Source organism: Nocardiopsis moroccensis, assembly GCF_055763695.1.
In genome coordinates, this window is sequence record NZ_CP199747.1 from 2,254,882 (window position 1) to 2,267,723 (window position 12,842).

Annotated in this window: 10 protein-coding genes; all 10 read right to left on the reverse strand. The window is 70.7% G+C overall.

Annotated elements, in window-relative coordinates:
• Positions 1 to 14: 14 nt before the first annotated feature.
• The 10 genes from ACUKCB_RS10095 to ACUKCB_RS10140 all read right to left on the reverse strand — a co-directional run bounded on the left by ACUKCB_RS10095 (position 15) and on the right by ACUKCB_RS10140 (position 12,724).
• Entirely contained in the window at positions 15 to 743 is a 729-nt protein-coding gene (locus tag ACUKCB_RS10095) for a TVP38/TMEM64 family protein (protein ID WP_473040256.1), read from the reverse strand.
• Positions 744 to 773: 30 nt separating this feature from the next.
• The gene (locus ACUKCB_RS10100; protein WP_473040257.1) at positions 774 to 2,195 is read right to left on the reverse strand and encodes a sensor histidine kinase; all 1,422 of its coding nucleotides are present in this window, start codon (positions 2,193 to 2,195) and stop codon (positions 774 to 776) included.
• A 120-nt stretch (positions 2,196 to 2,315) separates the two neighbouring features.
• Positions 2,316 to 3,155 (reverse strand): TIGR03943 family putative permease subunit, encoded by an 840-nt coding sequence (locus ACUKCB_RS10105; RefSeq protein ID WP_473040258.1) that lies wholly within the window; start codon positions 3,153 to 3,155, stop codon positions 2,316 to 2,318.
• Positions 3,152 to 4,234, reverse strand: a complete 1,083-nt coding sequence (locus ACUKCB_RS10110) for a permease (RefSeq protein WP_473040259.1) — start codon at positions 4,232 to 4,234, stop codon at positions 3,152 to 3,154. The genes ACUKCB_RS10105 and ACUKCB_RS10110 overlap by 4 nt, the downstream gene beginning before the upstream one ends.
• Before the next feature lie 119 nt (positions 4,235 to 4,353).
• Positions 4,354 to 5,937, reverse strand: coding sequence for an alanine/glycine:cation symporter family protein (locus tag ACUKCB_RS10115; protein ID WP_473040260.1), 1,584 nt, complete (start codon positions 5,935 to 5,937; stop codon positions 4,354 to 4,356).
• Positions 5,938 to 6,176: 239 nt separating this feature from the next.
• Positions 6,177 to 7,730 carry a DEAD/DEAH box helicase gene (locus ACUKCB_RS10120; RefSeq protein ID WP_473040261.1) on the reverse strand — a complete coding sequence of 518 codons (1,554 nt, stop codon included), beginning with the start codon at positions 7,728 to 7,730 and terminating at the stop codon, positions 6,177 to 6,179.
• A 367-nt stretch (positions 7,731 to 8,097) separates the two neighbouring features.
• A complete protein-coding gene (locus tag ACUKCB_RS10125; protein ID WP_473040262.1) occupies positions 8,098 to 8,940 on the reverse strand; it encodes an enoyl-CoA hydratase/isomerase family protein in 843 nt (280 codons plus the stop codon).
• Between the two features lie 186 nt (positions 8,941 to 9,126).
• Entirely contained in the window at positions 9,127 to 9,333 is a 207-nt protein-coding gene (locus ACUKCB_RS10130; RefSeq protein WP_191271071.1) for a helix-turn-helix domain-containing protein, read from the reverse strand.
• Positions 9,334 to 9,542: 209 nt separating this feature from the next.
• Positions 9,543 to 11,141 carry an ABC-F family ATP-binding cassette domain-containing protein gene (locus ACUKCB_RS10135; RefSeq protein ID WP_191271073.1) on the reverse strand — a complete coding sequence of 533 codons (1,599 nt, stop codon included), beginning with the start codon at positions 11,139 to 11,141 and terminating at the stop codon, positions 9,543 to 9,545.
• Positions 11,142 to 11,407: 266 nt separating this feature from the next.
• Positions 11,408 to 12,724, reverse strand: a complete 1,317-nt coding sequence (locus ACUKCB_RS10140; protein WP_473040263.1) for an AI-2E family transporter — start codon at positions 12,722 to 12,724, stop codon at positions 11,408 to 11,410.
• Between the last annotated feature and the right edge of the window lie 118 nt (positions 12,725 to 12,842).

A 12,842-nucleotide genomic window follows, 5' to 3' on the forward strand; every position in this document is an offset into this window, starting at 1 on the left:
CGGGCGCGCACCGCTCAGGCGCGCGCCCGCCACTCGCCCTGGCCGCTCTCGTCCGTCGGCCCGCTCCGCGCGACCGTCTCCGTCAACTCGGCCCCCCGCGCCCTCCGCACGGCCGCGCGACGCGAGTACAGCCACCAGAGCAGGCCGAGGACCACCGCCGCGGTTCCCGTGCCCAGAGCGACCTGGAACGCGACATCGGCTCCGCCCGCACCCACCAGGACCAGGGCCACCGTGGCGGGGAGCGACCCCAGCGCCGTGCCCAGTACGAAGGGCGCCGCACGCATCCCGGTCAGCCCGAAACCGTAGTTGACCATCTGGTAGGGCACCACGGGGATCAGTCTCAGCTGCACCACCGCCAACAGTGCGCGGCCTCCGGACAGCCCCGCCAGCCTGTCCCGGACCCTCTCCGGCAGTCTGCGGGCGATCGCGTCGTGTGCCACGTGCCGTGCCACCATGAACTGGACCAGAGCGGCCAGTACACCCCCGGCCAGGGCCAGCCCCGCCCCCAGTGCCAGGCCGAAGAGTGCTCCCCCGGCGAGGTTCAGCGCGGGCCGGGGCACCAACGCCTGGACCGCCAGCGTGTAGGCCCCCAGGTACACGAGGAATCCGGCCACTCCGGCGTCGGCGGTCCAGGACCGCACGGTCTCCGGGTCGGGCCCGTGCAGCACGGCCCAGACCAACAACAGGACCCACCCCGCGAGCAGCGCCGCCCGCCGCACCCGACCCGCCTTCTTGTGCACCATTCCTCCCAGAATAGAGGCGCCCGGTCGGTGTCAGCGCTGGTCATCCCGGCCGGGGAGGCTCAGGACGAACACGGCCCCGCCGAGCAGGTCGCTGTGCCCGGCCACCAGGGTGCCGCCGTAGCCCTGCACGATCTCCCGGGAGATGGCCAGGCCCAGGCCGCTCCCGCCGGGGTCGCGCTCCCTGGACTCCGCCAGCCGGGCGAAGCGCTCGAACACGCGCTCCCGGTCCTTGACCGGAATCCCCGAGCCGTCGTCGTGCACCTCCACCACCGCGGGGTCCCGGCCGTGGACGATGATGTCGATCCGGCTGTTCGCGTGCCGCTCGGCATTGGCCACCAGGTTGGTCACGACCCGGACGGTCCGGAGCCGGTTGACGAACGCGTACACCGGTCCGGAGGTGTGGACCTCCACCGCGACTCTTCCGCGCCGTCCGGAGAACTCCCGCTCCACCAGTTCGGAGAGGTCGACCAGTTCCTGCGGCACCGCCACACCGGTGTCCAGCCGGGCCAGCTCCAACAGGTCGGAGACAATGTTCTCCAACCGTTCGGTGTCGGAGAGCAGCCCGGTCAGCAGCCGCTCCCTGGCGCGCTGGTCCGGTTCGGGGTCGGAGAGCTCGACCTCCAGCTTGGTGCGCATCCCCGCGATGGGGTTGCGGAGTTCGTGGGAGGCGTCGGAGACGAACCGGCGCTGCCGGGTGACCGACTCCTCCAACCGGGCCAGGCTGGAGTTGGCGGTCAGGGCCAGGTGGGCGATCTCGTCCTCACTCCTGGGCACGGGGAGCCTCCGGTGCAGGTCGCTGGCGGAGATCCGGTCCATCTCCTCACTGATCCTGGACACCGGCCTCAGGGCCCTGCCGACCCCGTGCCAGATAACGAGCGCGGTACCGGCGACCAGGAGCACCGACAGACCGAGCAGCACGCCCTGCAGGGTGTTGGTGGTCAGGAGCTGGGGAGTGTGCGCTGCTCCGAGGACGGTCACGTCCCCGTAGGCGGAGTCGGGGACGGCGTAGCCCGCCACGAGAAAGCACTCCTGGGGGTCCTCCCCCTCGACCGCCCCGCAGACGGTGGTGTCGAGCCGCGAGCCCCCGGGGTCGGGGACCTCCTCGGTCAGCGCCGGCAGGCCCTGCAGCGACTCACTGGAAGCCAGGACCTCGTGGGTCTCCTGGTCGACGATCTGGATGCGCCGGACCGCGGTTCCGGAGGACGGGACCGCCCCGGGGTAGCGGTCCGTCGTGATGTGCTCGGCGACCTCGCGCGCCGAGTCTGCCGCCCGGTCCCGCACCTGGTCGAGTGCCAGCCCACGGATGACCACGAAGGAGAGGACCAGCAGGATGCCGACGACCAGGACCAGCACGGCGACCGCCCCGGCGGTGACCCGGGCGCGGATCGAACGGGGGCGCGCCCTGCGCCAGAGTCCGCGCCTGCTCCGTGCTCGCTCGTCCCGTTCTGACACGCCCCCATTGTCACCCGGTGCGGTCCCAAACCGTCGAATTGGCACCGGTGTGGCGGCTGACCAGCATGAGCGGGCCCGAGGTCCCGCTCCGTCCTGTTCGCTCCAGCCGCTCCGGTCGCCCTACTCGTAGGGGTCCGGAGGGTCGGTCACCGCCTCGACCGAGGAGGTCTCGATCTCGTGTTCGGAGACGTCGTACAGTTCCCCCTCCGGCTCCACCCAGGTGCCGCGTACCTTCCACCAGGTGTCGGCCTCCGGCGCCGGATGGTCGGTGATGAGGACCTTGTTGACGACCGCGTCCGCGGCGCAGCAGGCCATCTGCAGCCGGGCCAGGTACCAGTCCTCCCCGTCCTCGGTGGGAACGGCGAAGCCGGTCAGCTCGACCTCGCGGTCGGCCAACTCCCGCTCCTCGTCGACCCAGGCCCGCATCACGAACTGCTGGACGTCGAGCTCGACGACCTCGCCCGGGGCGGCCTTGCTCAGGTTGTCGGTGAAACGGGAGGAACCGTTCTCGTCCCTGGGCGGCGGCCCGGAGGACCCCCCGGTGCTCTCCACCGTGTAGGAACCCAGCGCGGGCGGCGCGACGACGAACACCGCGAGCACGGGGAGCAGCAGCAGCCAGGCCACCCCCGGGGCGCGCTCGTGGTCGTGCCCGTGCCCGTCGCCGGTGTGCCCGGCGTACTCGGCCGCGGCGTGGTCGAGTTCGGAGCGGGCCGGTCCGTCGTCCCCCGCCGCGGCGGCACCGGCCGGGACCACGTCCTCCTGGTCCAGGGCCTGGTCGCCGCCGCGCAGTTCGGCCACGATGACCAGGACGCCGAGCAGCACCATGACCACGCCGGCGGCAATCAGGAACGGGCCGAAGCCCGGCTTGACCCAGTTCAGGTACAGGTCGGTGGGGACAGTACTGGTCAGCGCGGCGGCACCGAGCAGCACGAGTGTGAGCCCCTGAGCAATGCGATTCACAGCAGGAGACCTCCGATCAGGAAGGTGCTGAGCAGGCCGACCACCAGGCAGATCGGTACGAAGCGGGCGACGAACCGCCAGCCGAACACCCCGGCCTGCATCGCGATCAGCTTGAGGTCGACGATCGGACCGATGACCATGAACGCGAGCTTGGCGGTGGGCGAGAAGTCGGTGAGGCTGACCGCGACGAAGGCGTCGGCCTCCGAGCAGATCGAGAGCAGGATGGCCAGGAGGGCGAGCACCAGTACCGAGATGACCGGGGCCTCGGCCACGGCCAGCAGCCACTCCCGGGGCACCATGACGTTGAGGGTGGCGGCGGCGAGCGCGCCCACCACCAGGTATCCGCCCGCGTGCATCATGTCGTGCACCATCGACTCTCGGAAGACCTCCCACTTGGAGGCGTCCGGGGCGTGGGTGCGCGAGGGCAGGCGCAGCCAGTCGGCGCGGCCGAAGCGCACCCAGACCCAGCCGATGACCACGGAGGCCAGCAGCGAGGCCGCGAACCTGGCCAGGATCATCTCCGGCTGTCCCGCGAAGGCCACGGCGGTGGCGATCATGACGATCGGGTTGATGGAGGGCGCCGCGAGCAGGAAGGTGAGCGCCGCCGCTGGTGCGACCCCCCGTTTGATCAGGCTTCCCGCGATGGGAACCGAGGCGCACTCGCACCCGGGCAGGAGTGCACCGGAGACCCCGGCGACGGGAACCGCGCGTCCCGGCCTGCTCGGGATGAACCTCTGGTAGGCCGAGGCCGGCACGAAGGCGACGAGCGCCGCGGACAGGGCCACCCCGAAGACCAGGAAGGGCAGCGCCTGGAAACTGATGGCGGTGAAGATGGTCGCCCAGGCCAGGAAGGCCTGCCCGGTCAGGTCGTCGGTGAGCCAGGCGTGGGCCACCGCCATGGCCGTGATGAAGAGGGCGAAGAGCCAAACCGTTCCGGTTCTGCGCGAACTCGAACTCCGCCCCCAATCGGCAGGGGGGAGTTCGTCCCCGCGGTCGTCCCAGCCGCCGGCGATCGTGTCGCCGAGCGAGGTGGCGGGGTCGGGTGCGGATCCGCGCTCCGGTGTCGTCCGTTCGGACACAGGGGTACTCCGTGGGGTCGGTTGGGGACTCCACGAATAGTAACCGACAATCGTTTTCGTTCGTTCTTTGGTCCGACCGGGGGCCGGCCCGGGGGCGGAGCCCGGCCGGACCGCAGTGCTCAGTCGTTGCGCCGCGGGCCCGGGCCCTCGCCGGCGTCCGGACCGTCGTCGGTGTCCGGGCCGCTGCCCGCATCCCCCGCGTCCCTGCCGTCCGCCCGGAGGCCGGGGTCACCGGACGCGATGCCCTCGGACCGGTCGACCTCCTCGGGCAGCGGTCCGCCGGGCTCACCCCAGCAGGTCACGTTCCGCAGGTCCGGCATCTTGGCCAGGGTGAACTGCGGATCGAGGCCGTTGCGCAACTGGCGGCTGTAGTCGGCCAGGAGCCGGAAGGCGGTCGCTGACAACGGAGCCAGGGCGATCAGGTTCACGATGGCCATGACGCCCATGGAGAGGTCCGCGGTGTTCCAGACCAGGGTCAGCGGTGCCATGCAGCCGAGGAAGACCGCGACCAGGACCGCGGAGCGGAAGTAGAGCATGTGCCGGGGGTTGGCGTCCAGGAACTGGAGGTTGGACTCCCCGTAGTAGTAGTTGCCCAGTACGGAGGTCCAGGCCAGCAGAAGGAGGATGACCGTGAGCGCGTGGACGGACCAGTCGCCCAGGTTGGCCTGGAGTGCGCGCTGGGTGACCTCGGCACCGGCCTCGGTGTCGAAGTCGGGTCCGTACAGCAACACGACGAACGCGGTCACCGAGCAGACCAGCCAGGTGTCGAAGTAGACGCCCAGGGTCTGTACCAGGCCCTGCTTGGCCGGGTGGGAGACCGAGGCGGTCGCGCCCGCGTTGGGCGCGGAGCCGAGTCCCGCCTCGTTGGAGAACATGCCGCGCCGCAGGCCCTGCACGATCGCGGTGCCCACACCGCCGGCCGCGATCTCGCGCAGTCCGAAGGCGGAGGCGAAGATGTCGGCGATCACCCCCGGCACCGCGCCGATGTTCAGTACCAGCACCGCGACGCCCAGCAGGATGTAGAGGATCGCCATGAGGGGGACCAGTGCCTGGGCCACGTTCGCGATGCGCCGGATCCCGCCGAAGATGACCGAGGCGGTGACCCCGACCAGCACCACTCCGACCACGGTGTTCAGCAGCCAGCCGGTGGGGGCGCCCACGGTGTCGGCCGAGGTCGAGATGGCGCCGGTGATGCTGTTGGCCTGGACGGAGTTGAAGACCAGGCTGAAGGTGATCGTGATGACCACGGCGAAGAGTGCGCCCATCCACCGCTGCCCCAGCCCGTGGAGCATGTAGTAGGCCGGGCCACCGCGGAACCCGGTGCTGGTGCGCACCTTGTACAGCTGGGCGAGGGTGGACTCCACGAACGAGGCGGCGGCCACGACCGTGGCCATCGCCCACATCCAGAACACCGCCCCGGGGCCGCCGAGCATGATCGCCGTGGCCACGCCCACGATGTTTCCGGTACCCACGCGGGAGGCGGCCGAGATCGCGAAGGCCTGGAAGGAGGAGATCTCCCTCTTGCCGTCGGGGGCCACGCCCGGGCTGCTGCGCAGGACCCGCACCATCTCGGGCAGAAGACGCAGCTGGACGAACCCCGAGCGCACGGTGAAGTAGAGGGCGAGCACGATCAGGAGCGGGATGACGAAGACGCTCCAGAAGAAGTCGTTGAGGGCGACCAGTGCGTTGTTGAGGACGGTCACGCGTTCCCCTTCAGGCGGCGTGTGGTCCCGAGTGCGACGTCGGGGTTTCCGGCAACTGTCCCTGTTGGGCACGGTTTCGGTCACCGGGGACACGCGAAGGGGCGGTAAAGGACCGTAAACGATGACGGGGCGGGCCCGACCTGTGGTCGGACCCGCCCCGGGGCCGGGGACCCGGGCGCCTCGTGGCGCCCGGGTCCCCGGGATGACACTGTGCCGCCGTACCGCGGCGCCGCCGTCGGCTAGCGCTGCGGAGCGGAATCGTAGCGGTCGTTGCGACGGGGGCCGCCACGGTAACCGCCGCGGGAGTCCCCGCCCCGGTAACCGCCACCGCCGCCGCGACGCTCGCCACCGCGGTAGCCGCCGCCCTCACCGCGACGCTCGCCGCCGCGATAGCCGCCCTCGCCTCGGTAGCCGCCGCCACCCTCGCCGCGGTCGTTGCGGCGGTCGCCGCCTCGGTAGCCGCCCTCGCCGCGTTCACCGCGGGGACGGTCGCCCCGGTAGCCGCCGCCACCCCGGTAACCGCCGCCGCCACCGCGGTAGCCGCCACCACCGCCGCCGCGGTAGCCACCGCGACGGGGGCCGCCACGGCCGCGGCGCTCGCGAACGGGCTCGGGCGGCTCGATCCACGGCTCCCAGCTGGGCTCCTTGGCACCGGTGACCTGGGAGAGCAGTTCGTCCCCGGGGTTGACCAGGTGCTGCTTGGCCTCGACGCCGGCGTCGCTGAGCAGACGGCGGGCCAGGCGGCGCTGGTTGGGCGCGACCAGGGAGATCACGACGCCCGAGGAACCGGCGCGGGCGGTGCGCCCGCCCCGGTGCAGGTAGTCCTTGTGGCCGGTGGGCAGGTCGATGTTGACGACCATGTCGATGCCGTCGACGTGGATGCCGCGGGCGGCGACGTCGGTGGCGACCAGGGCCTGGATCTTGCCCTCACGGAACTTGGCCAGGGTGCGGGTGCGCACGCTCTGGGTCTTGCCGCCGTGCAGGGAGGCGCAGGGCACACCGGCCTCGACCAGCTGTTCGCTGATGGTGTCGGCCCGGAACTTGCTGCGCACGAACAGGATCGTGCGTCCGTCGCGCGCGGCGATCTGGGTGACGATCTTGTTCTTGTCGCGGGGCAGCACCTTGAGCAGGTGGTGCTCCATCGTGGTGACCTGCGAGACGGGCGGGTCCACGGAATGGGTCTGCGGGTCCTTCATGTACCTGCGGACCAGCCTGTCGACGTCACCGTCGAGCGTGGCCGAGAACAGCAGGGTCTGGCCGTCGGGGCGGACCTGGTCGAGGAGCTCGCTGACCTGCGGCATGAAGCCCATGTCGCACATCTGGTCGGCCTCGTCCAGCACCGAGAGTTCGACGTCGCCCAGGTCGCAGACGCCCTGGTCGATGAGGTCGGTGAGACGGCCCGGGGTGGCGACGAGGACGTCGACGCCGCGGCGCAGTTCGTTGATCTGTCGGGTGTAGGAGCTACCGCCCACGACGTCGCCGATCTTGACGCCCAGGACACGGGCGTAGCCGCGGAGGGCGTCGCGCGCCTGGTGCGCGAGCTCGCGGGTGGGCACCAGGATCAGTGCCCGGGGGCGGTTGGCGGCGGCGCGGCGCTCGGAGCAGCGCATCAGGACCGGCAGGCCGAAGGCCAGGGTCTTGCCAGAACCGGTACGACCACAGCCGAGGACGTCACGGCCCTCGATGGCGTCGGGGATGGTCGCGGCCTGGATCGGGAACGGGGTGGTCACACCGTTCTTGGCCAGCTCTCCGACGATGTCCCTGGGAAGACCAAGGCTGTCGAAAGCGGGCATTACGGCAGTGTCCGTCGTCAAGTGACGTGTACCTTCCTCGTCGTTTGGCAGCGTTTCGAGGAAGGCTCCACACGGTCACGGCGGACCCAGCGAAGAAATCACACAAACGCGCCTGATCACACGCGGAAGCGACCCCGATCTGTGCGGGGTTCGTGTGCTCTTCGGGTCAAGAGTGATGCCGACGTGGTCAGCACGCTCTCCGCGTCTTGGCGGCCCGGCGCGCTCGGATGCGCGCGGCATTCAACGACCGCCTGCAGCAGCGTACTAGAAGTCGCCCCGGGCCGGGGACGGGATGGGTGTTTTTCACCGGTGATACGGGTCTCCCCACCCCGCCCCCGAAGCGCCCGGAGGCCGGGCACCCCGATGGTCAGGAGCCCGGGGCCATGCTCTTGGCCAGGGCGGTCAGGCGAGAGATCTGGGCTCTGCGCTCGGCGGCGCACTGCTCTTCGAGCGTGTTGTCCGCGGCCTGCTGGAGGAGACCCTTGGTCGCGACGGCGGCCTCGGGGTTGGTCGCCAGCAGGGCGGCGACGGCGTCGTCCACGGCACCGTCGAGTTCGTCGGCCCCGACGACCAGGGTGGCCAGGCCGAGGTCGCGGGACTCCTCGGCGCCGACCTTGCGGGCGGTCAGGCAGATCTCGGTGGCGCGGTGGACGCCGACGATGTCCACCAGGGGCTTGGTACCGGTGAGGTCCGGCACCAGGCCCAGGGCGGGCTCCTTCATGCAGAACTTGGCGTCGTCGGCGAGGATGCGCAGGTCGCAGGCGAGCGCGAGCTGGAACCCCGCACCGATGGCGTGGCCACGCACCGCGGCGATGGTGACCAGGTCGGGACGGCGAAGCCAGAGGAAGCCCTGCTGAAGCTCGGCGATGTAGGCGTCCAGGTCGGCCTCGTCGGCCGCGCCGTCGGCGAGCCCGGCGACGATGGAGCGCTCCCCGTCCACGCCCTCGGGGGTGAACATGTTGAGGTCGATACCGGCGGAGAAGATGTCGCCCTCGCCGGCGATGACGACGATTCGGACATCGCCTGGGAGCGCCTGGCCGATGTGGGCCAGGGTCGTCCAGGTGCGCCCGGTCATCGCGTTTCGGCGCTCGGGACGGCTGATGGTGATGCGGGCGACCGCCCCGTCCACCGCGAGCCTGAGCCCGGCCCGGGTCAGTTCCTCCTCGGTGGGCGGTTCCTGTTTCCCGGACTCCGTCGGGGCCTGTGCCATGGGTTCCTCCGTCACTTCGGTTGGCTGCAAACCGACCTTACTCGTCGGTAACCCCGACCGCGAGCAACAGGGACCACAAACGACACAGGCCAAACGACACGGGCCACGAGCAGCGCCTCCCCGCCCCGGGGCGGTACGGACGCCCCGCCCGGGGGCAAGGGCCCCGGGGTACGGACCGCCCGGAGGTCATGCCTTGCGCGTGGCCCCGCCGCGTCCGCGCAGCTCCACCCCGGCCTCACCCAACAGGCGGTGCACGAACCCGTAGGAGCGACCGGTCGCGGCCGCCAGACTGCGGATGCTCTCGCCCCCGTCGTAGCGGCGTTTGAGCTCTGCAGCCAGCTCCGAACGGTCCTCCCCCGACACACGGGTGCCCTTCCTCAACGTGTCACGCACAGCTCTCCCCTTCGACGACGGTTGGATTCCCACCGGCCCGGCAGCCACAGCCATGATCGGACATCGCGCTCACACAGCGCCACATCCGCCCGGCGCCGCGCCGGGCCGCCCGGGTTTCGGAACACCGGTAACCGTGTCCGAAAAGAAAGGAGGTGAACCTCCCAGAGCCCTGAGCGTCCACCTCCGTCCACCGCGATCGCGCCCGGCGCTCAGGCCAGGGAGATGAGGTCCTCGAACTCGGCGTTCCACACGTCCTCGACACCGTCGGGCAGCATGATGACACGCTCGGGCTGCAGTGCCTCCACCGCGCCCTCGTCGTGTGTCACCAGGACGATCGCGCCCTTGTAGTTGCGCAGGGCCCCCAGGATCTCCTCCCGGCTGGCCGGGTCCAGGTTGTTCGTGGGCTCGTCGAGCAGCAGCACGTTGGCGCTGGAGACCACCAGGGTGGCCAGGGCCAGACGGGTCTTCTCGCCGCCGGAGAGCACACCCGCGGGCTTGGCCACGTCGTCACCGGTGAACAGGAACGATCCGAGCGTCTTGCGCGCCTCGACCTCGGGCAGGTCGGGCGCCGCGCTCATCATGTTCTCCAGCACGCTCCGGTTCACGTCCAGGGTCTCGTGCTCCTGCGCGTAGTAGCCGAGCTTGAGCCCGTGGCCGGGGATGACGCTCCCCCGGTCCGGCTCCTCCACCCCGCCCAGCAGGCGCAGCAGTGTCGTCTTGCCCGCACCGTTCAGTCCCAGGATGACCACCCGGCTGCCCCGGTCGATGGCCAGGTCCACGCCGGTGAAGATCTCCAGCGAGCCGTAGGACTTGGACAGCCCCTCGGCCATCAGCGGGGTGCGCCCGCTCGGGGCCGGGTCGGGGAAGCGCAGCTTGGCGACCTTGTCGGACTTGCGTACGCCCTGTACCCCGTCCAGGAGTTTGTCGGCGCGGTTGAGCATCTGCTGGGCGGCACGCGCCTTGGAGGCCTTGGCCCGGAACTTGTCCGCCTGCTTGCGCAGGGTGTCCGCCTGCTTCTCGGCGTTGGCCAGCTCACGGCGGCGGCGGCGCTCATCGGCCTCGCGCTGGGCCAGGTACTGCTTCCAGCCCATGTTGTAGATGTCGATGACGCTGCGGTTCGCGTCCAGGTAGAAGACCTTGTTGACCACGTGTTCGACCAGTTCCACGTCGTGGCTGATCACGATCAGGCCGCCCTGGTGTGACTTGAGGAAGTCGCGCAGCCAGACGATGGAGTCCGCGTCGAGGTGGTTGGTGGGCTCGTCCAGCAGCAAGGTGTCCGCACCGCTGAACAGGATCCGGGCCAGCTCGATCCGGCGGCGCTGGCCGCCGGAGAGCGTGTGCAGGGGCTGGGACAGCACGTTGTCGGGCAGGCCCAGGCTGGAGGCGATGGCGGCGGCCTCGGACTCGGCGGCGTATCCGCCCAGCACGTGGAGGCGCTCCTCCCACCGGCTGTAGGCGCGCACACCCTTGTTCCGGGTCTTCTCGTGGTCACTGGCCATCTTCTTCTCGGCCTCACGCAGACCGTTGAGGGCCTCGTCGATCCCGCGAGCGGACAGCACCCGGTCCCTGGCGATCACGTCGAGGTCGCCGGTACGCGGATCCTGCGGCAGGTAGCCGATGGTTCCCGAGCTGGTGACGGTGCCGTCGGTGGGCATCCCCTCCCCCGCCAACACCTTGGTCATCGTGGTCTTGCCCGCGCCGTTGCGGCCGACCAGTCCGATCCGGTCCCCAGCAGCGACTCGGAATGTCGTCGGCTCCAACAGGAGCCGAGGGCCGACGCGCAGTTCGAGGTCGGTGGCGATCAACATGGGTGGGGCATCCTCAAGGTGGTGTGGCGGTTCGGGGCGGCCGGGGTCCGCGCGGCGCTCCGAGCCCCGTGGGGTTCGCCGGGCGTCTGGTGGCGGCAAGGGGCCGCGGCGGACGTGTCCTCAGACCAACCAGACCAGCCTAACGGCAAGCGAGCAGGGTGGGGCGAGGGTTTTTCCGGGGCTCCGCGCGAACGGACGCGCCCCCGACCCGCACAACGGGGTCGGGGGCGCCGTGCATTCCCCAGGGGCACGGATCCGGTGCGAGGTCACTCCCTGCCGGGCGGGTCCCCCTCCTCCACGGGGGCGACGACCACGACGGCGGCCGGTTCCCGCTCCGACCCCTCCGGTGGGGCCTTCTCCGCCTCGGAGGAGTTGTCGGGGTCGGCGCTCTGGTGCGACGGGGGCCGGTTGCGCAGCAGCGCGGCCAGCACCGCGGCCACCGGGGTGGCCAGGAACAGGCCGGGGACGCCGCCGAGGATTCCGCCGACGGTGATGGCGATCAGAACCACCGGGGAGGGCAGTTCCAGCGCCTGACCGTAGATGCGTGGTGCGAAGACGTTGCTCTCCAACTGCTGCACCAGAACCACGGCGATGACGATCACCAGGGCGATGACCCATCCCTCGGTCACGAAGGCGACCAGGGCCGCGAGCAGACCGGTGAGGAAGGCCCCGATGATCGGCAGGAAGGCGCCGATGAAGGTGAGCACGATCAGCGGGATCGCGAGGTTGATGTCCACGAAGGCGACCAGGATGATGCCGATACCGACGGCGTCGATCAGGCCGACCATCGCGACACCGCGGACGTAGCGGCCCATCACCCCGTAGGAGACGTTGGCCGCGTGGCGCAGGCCGGGGCGGGACTTGGGGGGCAGCAGGGTGGCGACCCAGTCCATGAGCTTGTCGCCGGAGTGCACGAAGTACACGGTCAGGGCGATGATCAGGACCAGGCTGATGAGGATCTGGACGACTGCGGCCCCGGCGGTCCAGGCGCCGGTGAGCAGCTGGTCGGTGTTGTCGGTGATGATCCCCTGGACCTGCAGCCAGGCGTTGTCGATCAGCTCCGTGATCAGCGCCGGGTCCACGAAGGGGACCTGCACTTGCTGGAGCTCGGTGATCGCGCTCGAGACGCTGGCCACCAGGCCCTCGAACCCCTGCACGGCCGGGGAGACGATCATCGTGATGGCGCCGCTGAGCACGACGAGTGCGAAGAGCACGGTGGCCGCCGTGGACGGTCCGCGCCCCAGGCCCTTGCTCCTCAACCAGTTGGCGAGCGGCATGAGCAGCGCGGTGAGGAAGACCGCGAGGATCACCGGGAGGGTGATCACGGAGAGGTAGATGACCGCGTAGACGAGCAGGCCCGCGACCACACCGATCAGGAGCGTCCGCCAGGCGACGTCACTGACCACCCGGAGCAGGTCGCCCGCGCCCACGTCGTCCTGCTCGACGACCTCGTCCTCGGCCTCCGGAGCGGACTCCGCCTCGGCCTCCTGCGCCTCGCGTTGGGCGAGGCGCTCGGCGCGGGCCCTGCGGGCGACGAGCCACTTGTTCAGGAGCGCCCATACTCCCGGCCGCTGGGCTTGCACATGGACTCCATTCTCTGGTTGTTGCGCGGTGGCCGGTCCGGCGGAGGCCGCCACCTGAAGACACCGGTCTGGGGGATGCGCCGCGGGGTCCGGTCGCGCCGGGCCCGATGAGAGGACA

Bases quoted from the DNA above. Each gene is read 5' to 3' on its own strand.
- ACUKCB_RS10095 (WP_473040256.1), bottom strand. From the start codon at position 743: ATGGTGCACAAGAAGGCGGGTCGGGTGCGGCGGGCGGCGCTGCTCGCG.
- ACUKCB_RS10120 (WP_473040261.1), bottom strand. From the start codon at position 7,730: ATGCCCGCTTTCGACAGCCTTGGTCTTCCCAGGGACATCGTCGGAGAG.
- ACUKCB_RS10125 (WP_473040262.1), bottom strand. From the start codon at position 8,940: ATGGCACAGGCCCCGACGGAGTCCGGGAAACAGGAACCGCCCACCGAG.
- ACUKCB_RS10135 (WP_191271073.1), bottom strand. From the start codon at position 11,141: ATGTTGATCGCCACCGACCTCGAACTGCGCGTCGGCCCTCGGCTCCTG.